This window comes from Nocardioides sp. zg-1230 (genome assembly GCF_013155335.1).
Taxonomy (GTDB): Bacteria; Actinomycetota; Actinomycetes; order Propionibacteriales; family Nocardioidaceae; genus Nocardioides.
Genome location: NZ_JABJQZ010000007.1, coordinates 58,012 through 80,413, shown reverse-complemented (window position 1 = coordinate 80,413; position 22,402 = coordinate 58,012). Strand labels below are relative to the sequence as shown.

The window sequence follows — 22,402 nt, the reverse complement described above, 5'->3', positions numbered from 1 at the left end:
GATCAGCCGGATGAGTCGTTGAGGAAGCGCGCGACGATGCGCAGCACCTCGTTCACGTCGCTGGAGCGCAGGTTTCGCTGGGCGGTGACCTGCAGGATGTCGAGGCTCACCGTCACCGAGTAGACGCGCGCGTGGTCGATCGGCTCGGAGCGCACCACCAGCACGCCAGTCGGTCGCAGGCGGCCTACGGACCGCACGGTTCCCAAGGGCTCTTCGCTCATTGCTGCCCCTTGGCAGCGCCCGGCTTCTTGGCAGCGGGTTTTGCAGAGCGGGTCCGCGCACTCGCCCGGGTCGACGGGGCAGAAGCCTCCTCGGCCGCTGACGGTTTCTCGGAAGAGTCCTCCTGTGGGGACTCGTGCTCGGGACACTCGAGGCGCTCGGTGCGGGTGAAGAGGACCCACGTGGTCGTGGCGCGGTCCCCTTCCGACGGCACGTGCACGTCGATGGCCTGGGTCTCGCCGGTCGTGGTGCCCGGAGAGGCGAGGGTGGTTCGGTCGCGGTGCTGGGCGTCCTCGAAGAGGCGCCCTACGTCGCCCAGCGAGCAGCGGCAGACTCGCCGGACCAGACCAGGGCTGGCCAGGTAGGTCTCCACCGCGTCCCGGACCGTCTCGAGGCCGTCCGAGGAGCACGGCAGGAACCCGGCCGGCGGGATCTCGATGAGGGTTCCTCCGGGTGGGCCGACGGAGCCCTTGGCCCGGCGCGCGCCGCCGGGGGAGAGGCGGGCGATCGAGGAGCGGCTCAGCATCTCCTCCAGCCACGTGGTCTGCTGGGACAGCGCCTCCAGATCTGCCTGCTCGGGTCTCCCCTGGAATGCCGCGGCCAGACGGCGACTCGCCTGCGCCTGCTCCTTCAGCGTGCTGCGCACCTTCGCGGTGTCCGGGGCCGTGCCGCTGCTCGTGGCCTCGTCCGCGACCTGGGCCTGGAACTGCAGCACCTGCGCGAGGAAGACGTCCCAGGGCCGCATCCGCAGTCGGCCCTCCCAGTAGCGGCGCGGTGGTGCGGCTCCGCGGTCGCGGCGCACCATCCAGGTGTCGAGCTCCCACGCCCCGTCGCCCCGGGGCGGGAGCAGCACGGCCAGGGGCAGCGAGTCCCGGACGGGTGGCGGCGCCATCGGCCGCCACGCGAGGGGGAGCTCGGTGTCGTACCCGCGTGGCAGACGACCGAGCGCGTCGTCCTCCTCCTCGAACAGGTATGACGCCAGCCAGGAGCGGCGCCGGTCCGTGTGCGACGCGAGCTCGGTGACCCGGTCCACCTTGGTCACCAGCACCGAGGGTCCTTCCAGCAGGCGCGCGCTGCGCACGGCGCCGTTGTCGCCGCAGCCCGAGTCGCAGAGCAGACCCTGGACGGCCTCCTCGCCCTCCTGCCAGGTGTCCCATCCGAGGCGAACCTCGTAGTAGATGCCCGCGGCAGCCGTCAGCTCGTCGATCTCCAGCTGGAGGAGGTCGTTGCTGCGCAGCGGTCTGCCGTCGTCCATCACCGCCAGCCCGGGGGAGACGTTGACCTTGCCCTGGGACAACGACACCTCGAAGCCCCACACGATGCCCGGGCCGCCGGCGCTCGCCACCGCCGCCGCGACCGAGTACGCGTACTCCTGCATCAGGTTGAGGTGCTCGGACCGCAGGAAGAGGCCGTCGAAGGCCGCCAACCGCTCGAAGGCTCCGGGTGGGGGCCGGGTGGCGGACCGGTCCTCCGAGGTGGACTGGGTGGTCATGTCGACTTCTCCTGACTGCTGTCGAGGTGCGGGAAGTAGCTGGTGAGCACCGCGTCGTGCCCCTCGTCGGCACCGCCGGGCGCACCTCCGAGGAGACCGGCGAACGGCGCCCGCGGGCTCGCCCCGTAGAGGGGCGTGGTGCCGGTGCCGCGGACCACGACCCGCACCAGCCCGTACGACGGCGGGCCGTCCAAGCGCACCCGCACCCGCTTCCCGCGCTTGGTCAGGCGGATCCTGCGGCACTCCTCGCGGGCCCAGCCGTGGCCGTGGGCGGAAAGAGAGCTGACCTCCACCGCGTGCTCCTGCGAGCCGGCTGCTGCTCGTGCGGTGAGCCGGAAGCTGAAGCCTTTCAGGTCCTCGTCCCATTTCAGGCGGCCCTGGAGCCGGGGTCCCTCGACCTCGGTGCCCGGCTGGTCCTCGGTCGACCCCGAGGCGCCTGCGCACAGCAGGTCCTGGAGGGTGGTGGTGGGCAGGAGAGCACGTCGGGCGCAGGGATCGATGGGTTCGCAGAGAGTGACGCACCCGTCGGCCTCCACGTCGAGGCAGAGGCGGGCCAGGACGACGGGAGCCGCCGCCGGCGGCACGGAGAAGAGGCCGGGGTGAGGAGTGCCCTCCTGCCGGGGCGGCACCACCTCGGTCACGTCGAGGGCGGCCAGGCAGCGCAGCTCCTCCAGCAGCACGAGCCGACGCCGCTTCGGCGGCGCCCCGCGCACCCTGCGGAGCGCCTCGACCACCCGCTCGTCGCTGGTGTGCTTCCCATCGGTGTCGAGACCGAGCAGCGCACGCACCCGCGGGTAGGGCTCCCACTGCGCCGGGGCCTCCTCGACGATCCGTAGGCGCGCTGTCTCGACGACCCGGGACGCCTCGTTGTGCTTCCTCGTCGTGTCGCACGGGTCGGCCAGGGCAGGCACCAGCCGGTCCAGGCACCAGTCCGCCTCGAGCACCACGTGGACGCAGACGTGGCGCGTCCCCGACTTGCACGTGCTGGTCGAGCCGGAGTCGGTGGTCGTGTCTGGGTGCATCTCGAGCCACGCCTTGGCCCAGGCCTGGAGGGTGAGGCACTCCTGGTGCTCGAGCCGCAGCTCCCGACCCCATCCGTCGACGGCCAGTCCCTGCCCCACCTCGAGCAGCGTGGCGTCGTCGCTGAGGGTCACCGGCAGCCCCCAGACCACTCCCGAACCGTGCAGCCAGCCCTGGTGCAGGCGCATCTTCGCGCGCGGGTTGCCGAGCATGACGTGGAAGTCCTCCGTGCCCAGCAGCATCCCCGGCGCCACGCGCAGGGACTGGAACGGCCACAGCGGGAGCTCGACGTCCTCGCGATCGTCCCGGGCGAGGCTGCCGTGGGGTTGCTGGCTGCTCATGACGACTCCTTGGACGTGGCGGCGAGGGTGCGGATGGCGCGCTCGTCGGGTGTGTCGAGACGGCCGGCTGACCGTCGGGAACTGGTCGGTTCGGCCGGCATGGTGCGGCTGTCCTTGGCGTACTCGCGTCGCAGGGCCGCCAGCAGCTGCTCCTGGGTCACGGGCTCGCCGGAGGAGGCCGCGAGGTAGGCCGCCCCGAGGGCGGCGTTGCGGATCCATCCGCCGGGCACCGCGTGGCGACGGGCCAGCGTGGCCAGGTCGACGTCGGTGCCGCGCACCGGCTCAGGCACGTGCATCGCCCACATCACCTCGCGCGCCTCGGCGTCGGGCAGGTCGAACTCGATGACGTAGTCCATGCGGCGTGTGAAGGCCGGGTCGATGTTGTGCCGCAGGTTGGTGGCCAGCACCGCCAGGCCCTGGAAGCGGTCCAGCCGCTGGAGCAGGTAGGCGGTCTCCAAGTTGGCGTACCGGTCGTGGGCGTCGCTGACCTTCGTGCGGCTGCCGAACAGGGCGTCCGCCTCGTCCATGAAGAGCACCGCCTGGGTGCGCTCGGCGACGTCGAAGACCGCCCCCAGGTTCTTCTCGGTCTCACCGATCCACTTCGAGACCACGTTGGCCACGTCGACGGTGAGCAGGTCGGTGCCCACCCGGCTGGCCACCACCTCGGCCGCCAGGGTCTTGCCGGTGCCGGGCGGTCCGCAGAAGAGCAGGCGCACGCCGCGATCTGCCCGGGCGGCCTGGCCGAGGCCCCATGTCTCCAGGACCAGTGACTGCAGCTCCAGCCGGGCGACGGCCTCGCGCAGGCACGACTTGTCGTCGCGGGGCAGCACGAGCCGGCTCCACCCGACGTCGGGGGTGCTCAGTCGGGAGCCCGGCGGCAGGGCAGCGCTGGCCCGGCCGCGGATGGACTCGGTCACCATCGCGCCGACCGAGCGCGTGGGGTCGGGTCGCGAGCGGCGGGACAGGTCAGCGGCCAGCTGGGCTGTCAGGGCCGGGTCGAGGGAGTGCCGCGCGGCCAGCTCGGCGGCCGCAGCCGGTTCGTCGGGCAGGGCCGCCTCCCACGCCAGGCGCTGGTCCGCCGGAGGGACGTCGCTCACGCGCAGCGCGACCACCGGGTCGGGACCGCTGAGGGAGACCGAGCCGGTCCGGGCCGCCACCATCAGCGGCCCGGTCACCAGCGAGGAGTCGAGCTGCCGGGCCGGGCCGCCGTCGGCCACCGAGGAGAAGGCGACCAGCAGCGGGAGCTCCGCGCGCGCGATCGCCAGCACCGACAGCGCTGCGAGACCGCGGGGATCGTCAGGTACGCCGCGCCGCGCCAGCAGCGTGGTCCCCACCCCGGTGGCCAGCGCCGCGCAGCGGCCGAGTGCGACGGTCTCGTCTTCGGCCAGCACCAGCACCAGGGTGCGGCCGGGCTCTTCCAGAGCCCGCACCGCATCAGCGACCTGGGGCGTGGCGAGCCAGCTCTCGAGCCCAGGCACTAGCCCGTCGGTCGCGACCTCGTCGCCTCGTCCATCCCGGGGGTAGGAGCGCAGGGCGCCCCACAGCCCCTCGGTGAGCACGAGCGAGCGTTCCGTGAACGGGACCGCGCCGGTGACCTCCAGCGCCGACCCGCGCACTGCCGCACCTCCGTGCAGAACGGCGAGCAGCCGGGACGGGTCCTCGGGTTGGAGCAGCCGGAGCGCGAGGCCGACGGTCGGCCGGCCCTCGTTCGCCGGGTGCAGCTCGCGCAGGGCACCGGCGAACCCGTCGCTCTCCTCCGGCATGCCGGCGAGCACGACCAGGGCGACCTCCTCCGGTTCCAGCCCGAGTCGGAAGCGCAGCCGGTCGAGCGGGGTGTCCGGACCGCGGCCGAGGTCGACCCCGGGATGGGTCGTCGCCCAGGCCCGCAGCCACGCCTCCCAGCCAGGTTGCTCGTCACCGGCGGCGTGCAGGTGGTCGGCCAGCCTGACGGCGAGCCGGTGGAGGACGACGTCGAGCTCACTCATAGTGGAACCTCACGACCGTCCCGAGCCAGGGCACGAAACCGGGGTCGAGGTCGAGTCCGGCGGCGCGGATGGCGGGTTCGACGCCTGACAGCGGCAGGACCACCGTGATCCACCCGGGCTCGGCGTCGATCTGCCCGGGCCGCGTGACCAGCCACCCCAGGACCGCGGCCGCGCCGGCCAGGGGCCCGGCCACGTCGGGGTCGAACGAGCAGAGCCGGGCCACCGTGACCCGGCGCCACCTGGCGGCGAGCACGGCCAGTCGGCGTCGCTCGGCGGCGGTGGCAGGGGCGGCGTCGAGCAGGGCCCCGGTCCGGTCGGTGGCCAGGCCCGCCAGTGCGAGGACCGCCGGGTCGTCGGGGCGGGCTGCGGTGAGCAGCAGCGCCGCCTGCCACACCGCCCACCGCACGCCCCGGTCCGCCAGCCCGGGGTCGTCGAGGACCCGATCAGGGAGGCCGGCTGCGGTCGCGGTCGCGAGCAGGTGGAGCAGTCCGGCCAACTGGGACGAGATGCCCGCGGCGGCGGTGTCAGCGACCTCCTCGACCACGGGGACGTCCTCACCCTGCGACTGCTCGCGGATCCCGTCCTCCTCCACGGCAACGGCCAGGCGCGGGTCCGCACGCCCGGCCTCGCGCACCGGCGCCTGCGTTCCGCCGTACGGCGAATCCGGATCGAGCGGGGACGACTCAGCGGTGCTCTCGCGCGGTGCCGCACCAGGCAGGCCGTGCGCCGCCTGACGAGCGGCGGTCTCCTCTCGCGCCGAGGGCACGTCGCGCAGCGCCGCCGCCCTGGCGAGACGGGCCTCGGTCAGCCGCTCCAGCAGCACGGAGGCGACACCTCCCACAGTCCTGCTCAGCCTCGACGTCGTGAGCCACGCAGGTTCGACCTCTGCCACCACCAGCCACGCCCAGGCCTGCGCTGTCGCGGCGCTCGGGCGCAGCCGCGAGCCGAGCAGCAGCCGTCCCAGCGTCGCGGAGGTGACCATGGCCTCGACGGTGTGGTCGGGCTCAGCGGGCTCCTCGCCGTACCCGGACGGTGGCGGTTCGAGCACCGCTGCCTCCGCTCCGGCCGCGACGGCCACCGCCTGCCAGCCCGCCTCGCCCAGCGCCCGGTCCAGCGCGGCCACCGAGCACACCTCTGCCGCTCGCACCATCGCAGCGACCGCCACGTGAGGACGGCCCACCAGCGCGGCCACCACCCGCTCCGCCGGCGGCAGGGCACGAGTCGTCGCGTCGTCCATGCCGCAGCGGGCCCACACCCAGTCGGCCGACGGGTCCGTGGAGACGGCCGCGACGAGGTAGGCCGCGACGAGCTCGACGTCGTTGCCGAAGTGCACACACGAGCGATCCGTGGCCACCGAGCGGGCGAGCGCCTCCACGATCGCCCGGGACCAGTCGGCGGCGAGCGGGGGCAGGGCCGCGACGTCACGGCACCGCAGCGCCAGCTCCAGGCGCGGGATGAACCAGTGACCGGGAGGCAGGGTGGCCTCGGCGAGTGCGCGGGGCAGGTGCACCTCGACCAGCTCCGCCGTGGTGTCGTCCAGCCACCTGCGAGCAGGGGGCGTGGGCTCGACGCCCGCCAGGGTCGCGGACAGCTCGTCGACGAACAGGTCGTGGGTGGTCATCCGACCCGCACCCTTCCGGAGACGGCGTCGCCGACGTGTGCGGTGAGGTCCGGGACGCCGACGACGCCACCTGCCCCGAGCAGCACCTGGCCCAAGATCTGGGGCGAGCCTCCGGAGCTGTTCCCGACGAGCGACGTCAGGTCCACCCGCATCCGTCCGATCCGCATCCCGTCCCCGACCTCGCAGATCTCGGCCCGGGTGTGGGCCGGCTTGTGCGTCTCGACCACGGAGGCGACGACACGGCGCTGCTCCTCGTCCAGGGGGACGGGCACGATGACGGTAAAACGGTGGGCGACGTCGGTGTCCGAGGCGGTGATCACCTCATCGGCCGCCGGCAGCGGTCCGCCGACCACGAACGAGCCGAGGGGCCCGACCGCGGCACCCGCCTCGGCGACGAACGGCGGAGCGGGTCCCGTCGCGGCCGGGCCGAGCGTGGTGCCGCCCAGCCCGCGCAGCTGCCAGTTCTCGATGACGGCGACGCGGCGGCCCAGGTAGAGGGCCAGCAGCCGCTCCAGCGCGGCCCGGGTGCCGCGCAAGCGGTAGAGGTCGTAGGCCTCGGACACGAGGTCGCGGCGCGCGGGGAGGGGCCACCGCTGGTCCAGGACGAGCCCCAGCAACCCGGCGAGCCAGTCGAGAGTCTCGGGCGAGGTGGTCTGCGGGTCGAGCAGCGAGGCGCGCTCGGCCGCGCGGTCGCCGAGGTCGCGCATCATCCCCTCGGCGGGTGCGAGGAAGCGTTGCAGGAAGGAGGCGCTCGCCTCGGTGCGGGTCCAGGCGAGCGGGAGCTGCCGGTCGAGCCGGTGCCCGGTGCGCTCGACCCTGATCTCACGCACCTTGGGCGACGTGCGCGAGGTGCCCTGCAGGTCGACGACCAGCCAGAGGTACCGGCCGGGGGGCGCGTCGACGACGGTCTCGAAGGTGTCGAAGCCGTCTGCGTCGTCGTTCTGCTCCCAGGGACGCTCGGGTCCCGTCGTACGCCGGTGCAGGGGATGCTGCACCGGCCGGGCCAGTCGTGCCACGTGCTCGGCGGAGGGGAGCGGCGGCGTCAGCTCGGGGGACGGGACGTCTCCTGCGTCGTGGGCCGGGGCCCTTGCCGGCATCGGCCCGACGACCTCGTCGTCGTCGGAGGTGAGGGCCGCGACCCGGACCGACGTGCCGACAGGTACGCACGCGTCGAGGAAGACCCGACCCCACCGGCCGCCGTAGGTCCCCGAGTCGAGTCGGTAGGTCAGCAGCCGGCCCTGGCTGTGGTAGCTGGCCGCGCTGCCGGGCGAGCCGGCCACGCCCCAACCGCCGGTGTGGACGAGCTCGCCCGCGGGGTCGGTCGCGAGGGCGGCGCCGTCGTAGTCGCGGGAGTCCAAGGGCTCCAGCTGGTCCCACTGGCCGGCGCGGTCGGCGAAGACCCGGAAGGGCATGCCCGGAGCCCGGGCCACGACCAGCCGGCCGCGCCCGTCGAGCGCCAGGTCGGTGGCCCCGGGCACCACCAGAGCACGGAGCCCGTGGAGGTCGCAGACCACTGCCCGGGTCGTGCCCGGCTCCCGCCACAGCACCAGGACCCCGGCGGCGGGGTGGACGACCAGCCGGGAGGGCCGCAGGCCCGCCTCGTCGCGCGGCGGTCGGGGTGCGGGGCAGGGGAGGGGGCCGCAGCGACCGCGCACCCCGACCAGTCCGGGCGGACCGTCGAGGAGGGCGAGCACGCCGTACCCGTCGGCGGCCACGTCGACCGGGCGGCCGCCCCCGGAGGCCATGGGCACGGCTCGGATCAGGCGCATCGCCCCCAGGTCGACCACGAGCACCCTGGAGCGGCCCGTCTCGGCGACGTAGAGCCGTTGGGCCTCGTCGACCGCGAGGCCGCAGGGGTGCGCGAGGGCGCCCGCCGCCGGCGGGGGAGCCGGTTGCGCGGAGCCGTACGGGAGCACCACGACCCGTCCGTCGTCCGGGTCGCTGCGGTAGGCCCGTCCCCACCGGTCGACGGCGAGACCGCCGAGCGGCGCGGTGCTCGGGACCGGGTCAGGGACCTGGTCCGACTCGGACCAGGCGAGCTCGACGCCTCGGCCTCCGTCGACCAGGCCGGTGCCGTCGTGGTGGCAGCGGCGCCACTGGTCGGGCTCGGAGAGCCGGCAGAAGGGGGACGTCGTGCTCATTGGCACACCTCCGGCGGCAGGGGTACGACAACTGGGTCGGTCTCGGGGTCGGGCGGCGGGACGTAGCCGACGCCGATGGGCAGCGGGGTCCCGGAGACCGCGGTGATCACGGCCAGCTCCGGCACCTCCCAGTCCCGCAGCCTCACGGTCGCCTCCCCGAGCCAGGAGTCGTCCTCGAGCTGGCGAGCCAGGAGGAGCTCGCCGTCGAGGGAGTCGACGCCCTCGACCTGCACGGCGACGGCCTCGAGTTCCGCGCGCCGCACCGGACGGCCCAGGGGCCAGCCGGACCCGCCGGGCCCGTACGGCGGAACCGGCGCCAGGTACTGCCGCAGCAGCAGCTCGACCCATCGTCGTACCGCGTCGATCTGGTAGCCGTCCTTGACCCGCACGCCGACCGAGACGGCGATCTTGCGGTAGGTCGGCGGGATGACGTAGAGCTCGGCGGTGACGAGCCGTCGCGGGTCGAGGTGGGCAGCGACCCTGCGCAGCAGCGTGTTGTCGGGAAGCGGCGCGGCGGGGTCGCGCAGGTCCTCCTCGGGGAAGATCACCACGCTCAGGACCCCGGCGCGCCGCACGTCCGGGGTGTCGGGGTGGAACAGGCTCAGCGTCTCCGCGCGACGCACGCCGCTGACCTCGAGGGCCAGGGCGGTGAAGTCCTCGGCAGCCACCGCCCGGTCGCGGCGGTGCACGTAGGCGGGTACCTCGGCAAGCGCCGCGGAGAGCGGTGCGGGATCGCGTCCGCCCCGGGCTGCCAGCACGTTCCGGACCTCGACCGATGCCACCCCGCTGAGCCGCGCGATCGCCCCGGCCGGGACGTTGCCAGCCGCGCCGCCACCGTGCCGGTAGCGCACCACGCGCACCCGCTGGCCCAGCTGCGGCACCCGGCTCCGGGTGCCGAAGGTGACCTGGCCGCTCTGGGTGTCGAGGCTGTAGTGGGCGTCCTCCTGCCGGCTCATCGCCAGCGACTCGACCTCGGACCAGCGGGTCCACCCGCCGTCCTCCTCCACGTCGAGCTCGATCGTCCCGGCGAGCACCGGGTGCTTGGTGAGGGTGAAGAGCTGTCCGGGTTCGCCGGTGCCGATGCCGAGGAGCTCTGCCCCGGCCGTGGACGCCTGCTCGACCTCGACGGCGTTGAGTCCGACCCAGCGCACGGTGTGGATCGCGTCGTTCTCGCCGCGCGGCCGCACGACCCGCAGCCACGCCACCACACCGGCCGCCTGCTCGGGGTCCAGCGGCGGCGGCGAGTGGTAGTCGCCCACCGAGACCGCGCCGCGCTCGTGCACCGGGAACTGCTGGGGGAGGTCGAGTGCGACGACGCCGGTGGTGGTCATGCCACGGGTGGTGTCGCGGACCAGGGAGAGCGGGAGGAGCCGCGGCCCCGGCCCCGGCTCCGGCCCGGCCCACAGCTCCCAGCGGGTCTCGGGCGGGTCGGGGGTGAGCGTGTCGGCCAGCCAGCGGCGGCCCGGTCCGGCGGCCTCCGAGTCCAGGTCGAACCCGTCGGGCTGCTGCTCGTCGAAGACCACCCCCAGGAAGAGCAGCCGCCCTGCCGGGCGCGCAGCGACGTCGGGGCGCTCGGAGACGAGCGCAATCCACAGCGACTGGTCGAGGGTCTCGCTGACGTCGAGGGCAGGCGCGGTGCCGGCGGGGTCCTCCGGCACGCGCTGGGTCCGGTAGAAGTCCTCGCGGTCGGTGGCGGGGTCCACGACGGGACGTCCCAGCGACTGCCGCACCCGCGCCGCAGCGTCCTGGCGCCGGCGCCGCTCGCGAGGGCCGACCTCGTCGTCTCCGGCGGAGACCTTGCCGACGGCGACTGCTGACAGCGGCCAGGCAACCGTCTCGTCCAACGTCTCGAACGCCACTGCTCCGGCCAGCGCTTGCGTGCCCTTGGGCACGGGCACGCCCTCGGGGCGCTCGGTGGTGAGGGCGAGCAGGGCGCGAGCGACCTGGGGTGGGCGCGGTCTCGCGCCCAGCAGGTTGAGGAAGGCGACCTTGGTGCTGTCGGGAATCTGGTTGAAGCGGAAGAGCATCGACTCGCCGAGTGAGGCGAAGAGCTCGATCAGCGCGATGCCCGGGTCGCTCTCGTTGTGGTTGGTCCACTCGGGCGTGTACGCCGGGATGCGGCGTACCAGCTCCTCGCGCAGCTGCTCGTAGGTGCGGTCGTCCAGGACGGGTCCGGTGATGGGCATCGCGGTCCGCTCGCTACTCGAGGTAGAAGGGGTAGACGAGGTTGTCGGCCCGCAGGTCCGAGACCCGGACGTAGGAGATCCCGATCCAGACCATCGTCGGCCGGGCGCCCGGGGTCACCGACACCTCGACGAGGCGGATCCTCGGCTCCCAGGTCGACAGCGCCGCCTCCACGTCCTGCTGGATAGCGGCTCTCGTCGACACCGTGTTGGGCGCCATCAGGTAGCGGCGCAGACCGCACCCGAAGCCGGGCAGCATGATCCGCTCACCCGGCTCGGTCTCGAGGATCGTCTCGATGGACTGACGCACCAGCTCCATGCCGTCAACCCACGCGATCCGGCCGTCCTGCGGCAGGAGCGGCATCCGCAGACCGGTGCCGAGCCACTGGTCCGCCGGCGAGCCGGGAGCGCTCGTGGCTAAGTCGTTCCTGGCCATGGCGTCGATGCTCCGCCCCGACCGTCACCCATGCGTATCAGTTCGTTGCGCGCACGAGATCACGGATTCTCGGTGATCTCCTCCGGACGGGGCAGCCCGACCCAGGTGCCAAAGGCGCCGCTCTCGGTGGCGGGCGGTTCCACCGGCTTGTAGGAGACGTCGATGCCCTTGGGAAACCTGGTGATGTCGAAGTTCTTGTTGCGGGCACGTAGCGCGTTCACCTGATCTGGCTTGTCGCCTGCCTGGTGGTAGTGGACGCGGACGTCGATCGTGTAGCGGTAACCCTTGGGCGCCTGCCGCTTCAGAACCTTCTCGTACATGTGGTGCAGCTCCTGGTTCACCGGCTTCGGCACCATGGCGAGGTTCCACCGTTCGCCGGGTCCGTCGAGCCAGCCGTCGAGGAGGTGCGCCCGGTCCCAACGCGGGGGAGCGAGGATGTCGTAGCCGTCCGGCTCTTGCTCGGGTTTCAGGTACGCCTTGCTCACCCCCACCTCGCCGGCCACGTGCTCGCCTCGCTTGCCCGCCTCGGGGGTCGTCAGGAGACGCTTGCGCGGACCCGTCGCCATGGGTCCCGCCAGGTCGAAGGTCGGGTTCTTCCCGGAGCTGTCGAGGGCGTGCCAGTGGACCTTCGTCTTGCCCACCTGGAAGACCAGCCGGTACTCCGACGACCGCCCGGCGAAGGTCACCGGCGCCGCCTCGATCTTGACTAGGGTCCCGCGCTGTCCCGCGAACGCACCCTCCTTCATCGTGATGTCGGTGTTTGGGGTGTACTTGGAGAGCTCCGGCGGGATGGGCTTGGCTCCAGCGCCCCCGGGAACTTCCTTGGCCTTGGGCAGCTTGATGTCGGGAGGTGGGGGGTTGATCCTCGGCGAGACGACCCAGTGGTCGCCTTCCGCCTTGGCTGGAGGGACGGTGAATCCGAGCGCCCGGATCTTCGCCAGGGTCTCGTTGATCTGGGCCTCGTCCTCGGGGTGGCTCTTTTCCTTCTCGACGATCTTCGAGAGGCCCGCCATGGCCTTCTTGACCTTGGCATCGTTCTCCTGCGTGGGGACCAGACCCGCCTCGGCGTCGGTCTTGCCACTGGGCCCGTTGGCCTTGGGCGGAGCGCCCTTCGCCGGAGCTTTGGCTCCGGAGACCTGCGGCGGGGCACCGGGTGCGCCGGTCGCGAGCTGCTTGCCCGGGGCGGCAGGTGCTGAGGAGGAAGGCGCGGCGGCCGCGGGGGCCGGCGGTTCCTTCCAACCGCCCTTCTTCTGCTGGTCCGCGGACTTCTTCGGCGGCACGTGGTCATCGACGAGATCGGTCATGAAGCGGGAGGCGTTGAAGTCGACCGGACCGAACGCGATCTCGGGGGTCTTGCCCGAGCCCAGGACGTGCTCGACGTCGGCTCCGATGCCGAACTCGCCCGGCAGCGGGTACTCCAGCTGTCCGAGCGGCCAGGTCCAGCGCTTGTCGGGAGCCGGCGACCACCAGGGGCTGTCCAGGTCGACGAAGAAGTCGCCGCCCAGTTGTAGGAACGGCTGGGCCGCCAGGTCCAGGTGGCCGCCGATGTAGAACTCGCCCTTCTTGCCGGCCGCAGGGTCGGCGACCTCGCGATAGCCGATCCGCGGCTTGGCATCGACGTACCCCCGGATGCCGGCGAGGGCGCTGAGGGCGACGCCGATCTTGAGGTCGTGGTCGGCGACCTCGATCCCGGCACCCCCCTCGGCCGTCACCCGGATCCCCGCGAACGCCGAGATGTTGAGGGTGGCGGTGAGACCGAAGCTCTGCAGCACGGCGGGGTCTGTGGAGTAGGTGCCGGTCATCTCCAAGTCGGTCAGGGTCGCGGGCCCGAGCTTGGCCAGCGCCTCGATGCCGATGTTGGCGAAGACGAAGATGTTGCCGATCACCGGGACCCCGTAGCCGGCCCGCACCTCGATCTTGGGCAGGGGGTACTTGTAGTCCCGCTGCTCGAAGAGCGGCTTGGTCATCTTCGGGGTGATCTTGCCGACGATGGTGACGTGGCCGGCGGCGTCGACCACGACCACCGCCTCGCCGCTGAGCCACTCGGCCAGGTGCACGTTGACCGAGCCCCAGCCGACCAGCACGCGGGGCCCCGGTTTGGCCGTCACCGCCGCGCCGGGCGGCTCGGCCCCCGCCGCCGGGGACGGTGCGGCGGGCGAGGGGGGAGCCGCGCCCTCGTGCGGGATCGCCCCCTCGGCAGCCGGTGCTGCGGTCTTCACCTCGGCGGGCGTGTGCGCGGCGGTGAGCGCCTTCGCGTTCTCCTTGTCCGTGGCCGCCAGGGTCACGCTGCCCTCGAACTTGTCGTTCGCGTACTTGACCGTCCCGACGACGTCCACGACGCCGTGCGCGTAGGAGGCCTTCACCTGCCCGGTGAAGCCCTTGAGCGTTAGGTCGACGTCGACCTCGCCCGACAGCGAGCCGTCCGCTTTGCGCTCGATCGGCACCGTCACGGTGGCCAGCCCCGGGACCTTGCCGGTCGCCGTGGCCTTGAACGTGACGACCTCGTTGGCCATCGTGAAGGTGCCGGTGCCGCTGAGGAACCGGCTGACCTCGAACGACAGACCGTCGACCTCGAGGACCAGGGTTGTGTCCTTCAGCTCGTTGGTGAGCCTGGGCAGGGAGAGCTTGTCCAGCCCGGCCCAGCCGAGGAGGTCCGCGTGCTTGCGGAGCTCGCCCGCCAGCCCGGAGCCCTTGCTCACCAGCTTGGTGCCGGTGCGGACCGAGGCGTAGCCCTGCACGCCGTCCGGCTCGACGTCGACAGCGAGCACCGGCTCGATGCCGGCAGTCCTGAGCGGGTCGAAGAGCGGGAGCAGGAGGGGGATGCCCTGGGTCCTGGTCGTGCGCAAGCCCTTCGACCCGGCCTTCATCGTGACAGTGCCGGCCGCCACGTTCCCGACCCGGACCCGCACCGGCGCACCGGGGCCGCCCTTCCCCTTGACGTAGTCGACCACCTCGGCGGGCGCCTCCAGGGGAGCGCCACCGACCAGCGACACCTCGTGGTCCGGCGCCCCGGGCGGCAGGGGCGTCGAGGCCGCGGAGACGACGCGGGCGGAGGCCGCGGCCAGCGGACCAGGCGTCGGCGGTGCGACGGCCGGAGGTGCACTGGCCGGCGTCACGGGCTTGCCGGCGGGGGAACGGTGAGCCGGCTTGGCTTGAGGGGGAGCCGCCACTGTCACGTTGGCCCCCCGGCTGGCGGGTTGAGCGGGCAGAGCGGGTCGGGCACCGGCTCCTCGGGCTCGGGTGGAGGCGGTGGGTCGTCCGGTGGGGCGAGCCCCTCGGCGAGGTCGTCCAGGGCAGCCGCGGGAAAACCGGACGCGGCCGTCTTCAACCTGGCGCCCGTGCCGCGCCCGCCGACCACTTCGTCGAGCGCCGCGTCCTGGGCAGCACCCATGGAGCCGGGGGTGCCGCCCGACTTGAAGTGGTTGCGCAACACCTCCACCGCGTCCGCGGCGGGTGGGAGGCAGAACTTGAGGAGCAGCATCCACCAGAGCTGGAAGAGGAACATGACCACGGGCAGGAAGAGGCTGAAGAGGAACATCGCCACGATCGTGAACAGCTCCACGGCGTAGGTGCAGGTCTGTGCGACGGTGCCGCCCGGAGGGAGCCCCGGGCTTCCCGGTGACCCGTTGTCCGGGTCGAAGGAGAGCTGGGAGCCCGGCGGCGTGGTGATCGCGACGCCGCCGGCGGCCGGTTGTCCGGCGCGAGCCGCGACTGCCCGCAGGTCTGGCATCGTGATCGAGACCGTCCGGTTCTTGGTGCCCTCGGGGTCGAAGAAGCTGGCCAGCCGGTACGGCCGGGTCGGTTCGCTCCAGTACCCCTCCGGCGGGCAGTCCTCGCGCCCGGGACCGGGCGGCCTCGTGGCGAGGCATCGGATCTCGTAGGTCTGCCGGTCGTCGTACCTCGGGCCGAGCTCGTGCGAAGGAAGGGGGAGCGCCGGGTCAAAGGCCGTCTCCCGGTCCGCCGAGGCCGTCGGTACCAGCCCGAACCACAGCGACCGGGTCGACGCTCTGTCGCAGTCCGCCGCGTCGGGCGGTATCCGCCACATCGGCAGCAGGTTCTCGGTGAGCCGCTTCTCCAGGAGCAGCGCGTGCTCCCCGTCGGGATCGGCGCCCGCGGTGGGGAGCGGCCGACCGTTCGGGTCGACGTCGACCCACCCCTGTCCGCCTCCGCACTGGTCCGTCATCCACCCTTGCGCGCCCGTCACGGTGACGGGTGAGGCCGCCGTGGCGGACACCTTGCCCAGCAGCACGTCGCGCGCCATCTTGCGTACGTCGTGCTCGTTCAGGTCGGTCGACAGCACCTGGCGGCGTACTGCGAGGGCGAGCGAGAAGGTGTCGTCGGGGCGGGGACGGGGGAGCCCGTCGTGGTCGCAGAAGACCTCGACGACGACCGCGTAGAAGCGGTCGTGGTTGGGCTGGAAGAGCTTGCGCATGCCCATCCGGGCGAAGGAGTGGGTGGCGAAGCGGAGCCGGCCGGTGCTCCCCTTCTGCTGCGTCTCGGATCGCGGCATCGGGACCGACCACTCGTCCTCGGCGGTGAACCTCAGCGAGTTCCGCGGGTCGGCCATGATCCGCTGCACGAGCTCGGGGGAGTCGTACTTCTGGATGCTCGGCTGCAGGGCAGGCGGGTCGTAGACGTCGAAACGGTCGAACCGCTTGGCCGGGTCGACCGGTCGCTCGCCGACGTACCAGGGCGCGCGCAGGGCCAGGGGGTGCTGCCCCGCCCGCAATCGCGGGCCAGGTCGCTGGGTGGTCACCGTGGTCACGAGGTCACCAGACGTTTCCCGCGCCAGGGCTGTAGGCGGGGGAGGTGACCATCTGCTCGGCGATCAGCATCGAGCACTTGACCAGACCGCTGAACGTCGAGACCGCGGCGTCCACCTGCACCATCGGCGAGGTCACCTGGACTGTGGCGTTGGCGGTGACCTGCACATCCGTGGCGGTCAGCTTCACCGTGCACCCGCCCGAGTGCTTGACGGTGACCTCCTGCGTGGCGTCGTCGAGGGTGATCTCGTGCCCCGAGGCCATGGTGATCCTGACCTTGGCCGAACCCGCGGAGTCGTCGAACTCGAGCTTGCTGTCGGCACGCGAGCGCAGCAGCCGGATGTTGTTGGCCCGCTCGGGGTCGCGGGGCAGGCGCTCCTTGCCGTTCCAGGTGGAGCCGAGGACGTAGGGACGGCGCAGGTTGCCGGCCTCGAACGCGACGACCACCTGGCTGCCCACCTCCGGGAGGATCAGCAGCCCCTGTTCGTCGTCGGCGTACGGCGTGCAGAGCGTCGCCCATGCCCGGACGTCGGCGCCGTCGTCGCCCAGCCAGGGGAAGGAGACCCCCACCCGGCCGAGCGAGTCCGGGTCGACGAGGTCGCTGACCAGCGCCGGGTAGACGCCGTGGTAGCCCGGGGCGCCGCCGTCGACGGGTTGCGGCAGCACGTCAGCTCACCTCGTTGAGGGTTGCGCGCTGTGCCGTGAACTCGGTGCGGAGCCCGGTCCTGAGGTCGAACCGGTGACGGATCGAGGTGACGTAGTAGCCCTCGCCCTCGAACGGCTCTCCCACCAGGCGAAGGGTCAGCCGGGAGCCCACGACCAGGTCCGGGGTGCCGTTGGTGACCCCTGAGACGGTGACGAAGGCGCGGCCGCGACGCAGCATCTCCGCCCGTGCCCAGGCCTGCGCCTCCTCCGAGCTGAGCGGGACCTCGCGGACCCGCACCGAGGCCGAGGCACCGAGGGCGCGGGTGACCAGGCTCGCGCCGGAGCGTCCGCCACTGGTCTCGGCCTCGACCACGTCGCTACCCGCCCGTTCGGTGACGGCGGCCCGTTGGCCGGCGTCGTACCCGCTGACCACGACCTCGCCGCGCTGCGCGGACAGGTCCGCGGCGAGCCGAGCGCTCAGCAGCTGGGCGCCGACGGTGAGGGCCACCTCGGTCGCGCTGCGGGTGTCCCGGCTGCGGAAGTGCAGCGTCGAGCCGGTGCACCAGAGCTCGGCCTGGAGGAGCCGGGCGCGCTCGCGCAGGAACGCCAGGTCGCTCTGGTTCAGCTGCTGGACCACGTCGTAGCGCGGTCCGTCGGCCTGGACGTCCGCGTCCAGTCCGTGCTCGCCGGCGATGCTGGAGGCCAGCTCGGCGTCGGTGACGCGGGTCCACGATCGCAGCCGCCGGGTCATCCGCAGCCGCATGAGTGCATCCTCGGCGAGCACCACCGCCCGCTGCGGCTCACCGTCGGAGATGACCAGCTCCAGCGCCGAGACCGTGCCGTCGAAGGCGAAGCGCTGCCCGCTGTCGGGCCCGATGGCGACCTTCAAGGACCGGCCGAAGTCGACGGTGGAGCCGTCCAGGTGGCGCAGGGGCCCGGGTGGGCCGTCGTCGCCGGCGCCGACCGCCAGGAACTCGGCCTCGAGCGTGCGGAGCCCGCCGAGTCCCTCCGAGATCTCCAGCCGCAGGCAGTCCCGACCGAGGGTGCGGGTGAGCTGGCCGTCGACGGTGAAGACCGGCGCCTGGACCTGGACCGAGGCCTCAGTCATCGAAGCCCTCCGAAGCCACCCGGCCGGCCAGCCAGGCCTCGCGGCGGATCCGGGCCGCCGCCGCCTCCACGACCGCCGCGGGCTCGTGCTTGTCCGAGGCCACCGGCGGCGCGGGCGACCCGCTGATCTCCGTGTGCACCTCGTGCACGTACACCGGTGTCACCGTGCCGCACCTCCTGGCCTCGACCGGATTGTCGGCGACCCACCGTCACGACGTCGTTGCTCGCGCGTCGCCGGGTCGCAGCCGTACGACGGCTGGCGCTCCCAGGGGGCGGCACCTGCATCCGCGGCGTCGGCACTCGCAGGACGCGCCTGCCCCTGCAGGGGGACCCCACGCCCGTAGGTGAGCGCCCGGGGATCCACCGGCCCGTCGTCGGCGGCGCGGCGGCCTGCCGCCGGGGGAACCGTGAACGAGCTGGTGCTGCGCAGCACGGCGGAGCCCACGGTGGCCCGGTCGACGATCCGCTCCGCGGCTGCGAGCCCCCCGGCCGCCGAGAGCGCGAAGCCGTCCCCGCCCCCGTCGGACCCCGGTCGCGTGGTGGTGCCCGTCTGGGGTGCGGGCACGCCCAGGGCAGCGGCCAGGGACGCCGGCGTGGCGATGGTCGCGTCCGCGGCGAACTGGCCGGACCCGGCACCGACCGCGCCCCGGAGACCGGCGGTGATCTCGGAGCCCAGGGTCACCGCGACGCCGGCGGCCAGGTCGAGCGGGTCGTCGAGGCCCGACATGGCGGCCCGCCAGCCGGATGGGTCCTGGCCGAGCCGGGACAGCAGCTGCTGGACGTTCTCGCCCTCGTGCGCGGAGACGACGTGCGTGGGGTCGCGGGTGCCGCTCTGGCCCGGTGCCGCCCCCGTCGGACCCCCCGGCTGGGTGGCCGCCCGCTGGTCACGGGCCCCGTTGCCGGTCTCCATCTTCTCGAACGAGAAGTCCTGCTCGGCGATGCTGAGGCTGACCTTCGCGTGCAGCGCGGTCCCGTCGGGTGCGAACAGGTCCAGGTCCTCGGTGACCTGCTCGACGATGCCGTTGAAGATCAGCCGGCCCCAGGTGAACCGCACCGCTGGCGGCGCCTCCGCAGGCTTCTTCTTGGAGGGCTCGACGTACTGGCGCACCAGAGCCGTCCACTCGCGTACGTCGACGTGCTCGCCGTCCGAGCCCTGCTCGCTGGTGTCGAACTCGAGGTCGAAGGCGAGCGTGGCCCCCTCCTGGGACGGGCTCTGCGCCTTCTGGGTGCCGGTGGTGACGCCGCCGCGGTCGACGTTGTTGCGGCGGGTGATCTTGAGGGTGCTCGGGTTGAGCTGCACCGAGATGGCGTCGCCCTCGGCCTCGACCGTCGCGGGAGCGTCCTTCTGCCCCTGCTTCACCCGGGTCAGGCGTTGCAGGGTGGCCCGCACCAGCTCGGCGGTCACGGCGACGGCTCCAGGAGGAGGCCCTCGTGGGCGATGTGCAGCTCCTCGACGGCCACCGCGCCGGTGACGGCGTGCAACGACGGCCCCACCACCTTCAACGGCAGGCCGCGGACGAAGGTCCACCGGGCCACGACACGTCCGAACGTCGGGTCGAGCACCTCGATGCGCCCGTCGTACCGCGGCACCGGCACCTGGCCCGACAGCATCGCCGACATCCACGACCACAGGCCGACGTCCGCCGGTCCGGCGGCGGTGGCCACCACCATGCCCCGCGTGAGCACGATCGGGCTGTGCTTGACCCGGCCCAGGCGGCGCACGGTTGTGTCGTTGGCACCGCCCTCGAGGACGTCGTGGAGGTCGGCGTCGAGCACCAGGCCGCCGCACTCCTGGAAGCCACCGTCACCGAGGCGGTCGCCGCCTCCCTGTGAGGAGGCGCCGCCGACGGGAGCGGTCGCGGCCGCACCCGTCCTCGAGCCACCCGAGACGGGCGCCGGCGGCGCCGTGCTGCCGCCTCCGCTCGCGCCGAGCTGGGGTGGAGGCGCCAGCGTGCGCCCGGGCAGGCTCCGGGTCAGGTGCACCTGAAACCGGAAGGCCTGCACGAGCTCTGTCACCTGGACGCTCATGGCTCACCCCTCGACCCCGAGCGAGCCGCTGGCGTCGCGCACCAGCCGCACCACGAGGAACTCCAGCGGGTACGACGGTGCGACGCCGACCTCGGCGACGAGCCGGCCCTGCTCCTGGGACCAGGCCGGGTTGACCGTGTCGTCGCAGCGCACGAAGAACGACTCCTGCTCCGTGGCGCCGGCGAAGGCTCCCCCGCGGTGGAGGTCGCGCAGGAGCTGGGTGATCGACCAGGTGAGCTCGCGACGCAGCGCTGCGGTGCTCGGCTCGAACGCCAGGCGTTGGCCGTGCCGTGCGAGGCTCTGCCGCAGCATCGTCATCAGGCGGCGCACGCTCAGCTGGCTGAGGCTGCGGTCCCTCGACAGGGTGCGCGCGGTGCTCAGGCGGAAGCCGTCCCGCTCGGCGCGGAACACGTTGACGTCGAGCTCGTGGAGCCGTGCGTGCTCCTGGTCGGTGACCGGCCTGGTCGCCCGTACGGCGTCGACCGCGACCTCGTTGGCAGGACCCCAGGGGATGCCGAGTCGGCGTTCCCGGGCGGCGATGATCCCGGCGGCCACCGCCGAGGGAGCCAGCGGACGCAAGGTGCCGTCCTCGGGCACCGAGGCCAGCCACGGGTGGTAGGCGGCGGCGTGGCTGCTGTCGATGGAGGCACGCCACCGCGCGACGTCGCGCTCGGTCAGACCGTCCGGCACGTCGAGCAGGGCGACGAACCTCTGCTGCCGCTCGGCCAGGACCACGACCCTGCGCTGGCGGTCCAGGGCCTCGGCGAGGCTGCTCGCGCCCCCGGCCAGCCTCACTACCCGGGGAGGCTGCTGGGTGAACGGCAGGGTCACCTCGGGCGGACGGCAGGGGGCGAACTCGGGGTAGAGCGGCCTGTGGGGTCGGTCGGTCACCCCGGGGACGAGCACCACGTCCCACAGCAGGTCGGGGACGCACAGCAACCCCACCTCGGGCTCCACGGAGATCCGCTCCACGCCGTGCAGGTCCAGCCCGTCGTCGAGGGGGTCCACCCCTCCGACCGGGAGGAGCTCGGCGGGTTCGTCATCCAGGAAGCTGCCCCTGGCCACACCGTCCCAGCGGTCACGTCCCGCAGCCACCAGCTCGGACGTCGCGGAGGAGAGCCGTGGCTCGGGCGGCCGGACGCGCTCGGGCCAGGGGCCGGCTGGTCGGACCAGCCGGGACTGCGACGGGTCGGCGAGGATCGTGGCGGCGTGTCGCGGATGGGCGGGGGCCAGGCCCAGGTCTGCGAACCGTTCGTGACGACGCAGCTCGTCGGAACGGTCGGTGACGTCGACGGTGGCGGTGACGACGTCGACGACGACCGTCGTCGGCCAGTCGCGGCCCTCGGCGGGCTCGGGTCCCGCGCCTGTGGGACGGTCCAGCACGAGCACCGGGTCGCGCCGCCCGGGTCCCAGGTCCCTGGTGCCCAGCTCCTCCGCCCAGCGGTAGACCGGCGTACGTCCCCCGTCCAGCCAGAGTCGGAGCAGCGAGCCGGGCGGGATCCGGGCACCGGGCGGGAGCCGCACCAGGCGTCCGCCGACCTCGGTCCGCGTCGACTGCGAGACCACGAACTCCCAGGTGATCACCAGCGAGTCGCCCCAGCTGCCCTCGTCGGCCGCCGCGAAGGCCAGCTCGGTGGTCCCGAGGACGAGGCGGTGCCGGGCACGACCGAGGGGGTCCTGGTGCGAGCCTCGCGGCAACGGCGAGACCCGCAGGACCAGGGCTCGCACCCCGCCCTGGGCGAAGAAGGCGTGCACGGCGTCGCCGAGCCCGCCGGGTCCGGCGGTACCGCCGAAGATCCACTGGTAGTCGGACCAGGAGGTGACCGGGACGGGCACGTCCACGGGTCCGCGCGGGGCGACGCCCACGAACCCGGCGACGTCCAGGCGGACGGTGGCCGGCGTGGACTGGTCGACCGGGGGAGCGAAGTAGACCCCCGGCGACCCGACCTCCACCCCCAGCACGCTCACGGTGACAGGAAGTCGATGCGCTGGGCGACCAGCACCAGCTCCTCCATGGCCACCTCGCCGCCGCCCTTGGCGGCCAGGGTCGGACCCGTCCACTTCTTGGGCTGCGCGAAACGGAGGACCCACTGGCAGGCAGGGGCACGGGCCTCGTCGAGCAGCGTGACCGTCACCGTCCGGGGCTCGTAGGCGCCCTCGCGGGTCGACTTGATCCACTCGAAGAGCCGCAGGTCGCCGATGATGCCGCGCTTGAGCGTGACGTCGTTGGTGGTGTGGGTGTTGGCGATCTTCCGGACGTGGCTCTCCTTGTCGTTGCCGTTGCGGTACTCGGAGAACTTCACCTCCACGGCGGCGCCGGAGAAGTCCGAGAACCCGCCGGCGATCTGGTCCTCCCCGCCGGCGTCGCCCAGCTTCACCATGAAGTTGAACGCGCCGTACGGGTTGTCTCGCAGTGCCATC

At 73.1% G+C, this 22,402-nt stretch carries 17 protein-coding genes; all 17 read right to left on the bottom strand.

Going from position 1 to position 22,402, the window contains the following annotated elements; genetic code table 11:
* Positions 1-2 precede the first annotated feature (2 nt).
* From HOO61_RS19195 to HOO61_RS19115, 17 genes are read right to left on the bottom strand one after another with little or no spacing between them, the layout of a single operon-like run.
* The gene (locus HOO61_RS19195) at positions 3-221 is read right to left on the bottom strand and encodes a hypothetical protein (RefSeq protein WP_172261403.1); all 219 of its coding nucleotides are present in this window, start codon (positions 219-221) and stop codon (positions 3-5) included.
* Entirely contained in the window at positions 218-1,711 is a 1,494-nt protein-coding gene (locus HOO61_RS19190; RefSeq protein ID WP_172261402.1) for a hypothetical protein, read from the bottom strand. Before HOO61_RS19190 ends, HOO61_RS19195 begins: the two co-directional genes overlap by 4 nt.
* The gene (locus tag HOO61_RS19185; protein WP_172261401.1) at positions 1,708-3,072 is read right to left on the bottom strand and encodes a hypothetical protein; all 1,365 of its coding nucleotides are present in this window, start codon (positions 3,070-3,072) and stop codon (positions 1,708-1,710) included. Before HOO61_RS19185 ends, HOO61_RS19190 begins: the two co-directional genes overlap by 4 nt.
* The gene (locus tag HOO61_RS19180; RefSeq protein WP_172261400.1) at positions 3,069-5,057 is read right to left on the bottom strand and encodes an ATP-binding protein; all 1,989 of its coding nucleotides are present in this window, start codon (positions 5,055-5,057) and stop codon (positions 3,069-3,071) included. The genes HOO61_RS19185 and HOO61_RS19180 overlap by 4 nt, the downstream gene beginning before the upstream one ends.
* The gene (locus HOO61_RS19175; protein WP_172261399.1) at positions 5,050-6,678 is read right to left on the bottom strand and encodes a hypothetical protein; all 1,629 of its coding nucleotides are present in this window, start codon (positions 6,676-6,678) and stop codon (positions 5,050-5,052) included. Before HOO61_RS19175 ends, HOO61_RS19180 begins: the two co-directional genes overlap by 8 nt.
* Positions 6,675-8,819 carry a phage tail protein gene (locus tag HOO61_RS19170; protein WP_172261398.1) on the bottom strand — a complete coding sequence of 715 codons (2,145 nt, stop codon included), beginning with the start codon at positions 8,817-8,819 and terminating at the stop codon, positions 6,675-6,677. The genes HOO61_RS19175 and HOO61_RS19170 overlap by 4 nt, the downstream gene beginning before the upstream one ends.
* Positions 8,816-11,005, bottom strand: coding sequence for a putative baseplate assembly protein (locus HOO61_RS19165; RefSeq protein ID WP_172261397.1), 2,190 nt, complete (start codon positions 11,003-11,005; stop codon positions 8,816-8,818). The genes HOO61_RS19170 and HOO61_RS19165 overlap by 4 nt, the downstream gene beginning before the upstream one ends.
* Positions 11,006-11,018: 13 nt before the next feature.
* Entirely contained in the window at positions 11,019-11,438 is a 420-nt protein-coding gene (locus HOO61_RS19160) for a GPW/gp25 family protein (protein WP_172261396.1), read from the bottom strand.
* A gap of 59 nt (positions 11,439-11,497) precedes the next feature.
* The gene (locus HOO61_RS19155) at positions 11,498-14,554 is read right to left on the bottom strand and encodes a hypothetical protein (RefSeq protein WP_172261395.1); all 3,057 of its coding nucleotides are present in this window, start codon (positions 14,552-14,554) and stop codon (positions 11,498-11,500) included.
* 56 nt (positions 14,555-14,610) lie between these two features.
* Positions 14,611-16,203 carry a hypothetical protein gene (locus HOO61_RS19150; RefSeq protein ID WP_172261394.1) on the bottom strand — a complete coding sequence of 531 codons (1,593 nt, stop codon included), beginning with the start codon at positions 16,201-16,203 and terminating at the stop codon, positions 14,611-14,613.
* 4 nt (positions 16,204-16,207) lie between these two features.
* Positions 16,208-16,867 (bottom strand): phage baseplate assembly protein V, encoded by a 660-nt coding sequence (locus HOO61_RS19145; protein ID WP_216659143.1) that lies wholly within the window; start codon positions 16,865-16,867, stop codon positions 16,208-16,210.
* 1 nt (position 16,868) lies between these two features.
* Positions 16,869-17,954 (bottom strand): phage late control D family protein, encoded by a 1,086-nt coding sequence (locus HOO61_RS19140; protein ID WP_172261392.1) that lies wholly within the window; start codon positions 17,952-17,954, stop codon positions 16,869-16,871.
* On the bottom strand, positions 17,947-18,117 hold the full coding sequence (locus HOO61_RS19135) for a hypothetical protein (protein ID WP_172261390.1): 171 nt from the start codon (positions 18,115-18,117) through the stop codon (positions 17,947-17,949). Before HOO61_RS19135 ends, HOO61_RS19140 begins: the two co-directional genes overlap by 8 nt.
* Entirely contained in the window at positions 18,114-19,358 is a 1,245-nt protein-coding gene (locus HOO61_RS19130; protein ID WP_172261388.1) for a hypothetical protein, read from the bottom strand. Before HOO61_RS19130 ends, HOO61_RS19135 begins: the two co-directional genes overlap by 4 nt.
* On the bottom strand, positions 19,355-19,981 hold the full coding sequence (locus HOO61_RS19125) for a phage tail protein (protein ID WP_172261386.1): 627 nt from the start codon (positions 19,979-19,981) through the stop codon (positions 19,355-19,357). Before HOO61_RS19125 ends, HOO61_RS19130 begins: the two co-directional genes overlap by 4 nt.
* 3 nt (positions 19,982-19,984) lie before the next feature.
* Complete coding sequence (locus tag HOO61_RS19120; RefSeq protein ID WP_172261384.1) at positions 19,985-21,949, bottom strand: phage tail sheath subtilisin-like domain-containing protein; 1,965 nt, start codon at positions 21,947-21,949, stop codon at positions 19,985-19,987.
* Positions 21,946-22,401 (bottom strand): phage tail protein, encoded by a 456-nt coding sequence (locus HOO61_RS19115; protein WP_172261382.1) that lies wholly within the window; start codon positions 22,399-22,401, stop codon positions 21,946-21,948. Before HOO61_RS19115 ends, HOO61_RS19120 begins: the two co-directional genes overlap by 4 nt.
* Between the last annotated feature and the right edge of the window lies 1 nt (position 22,402).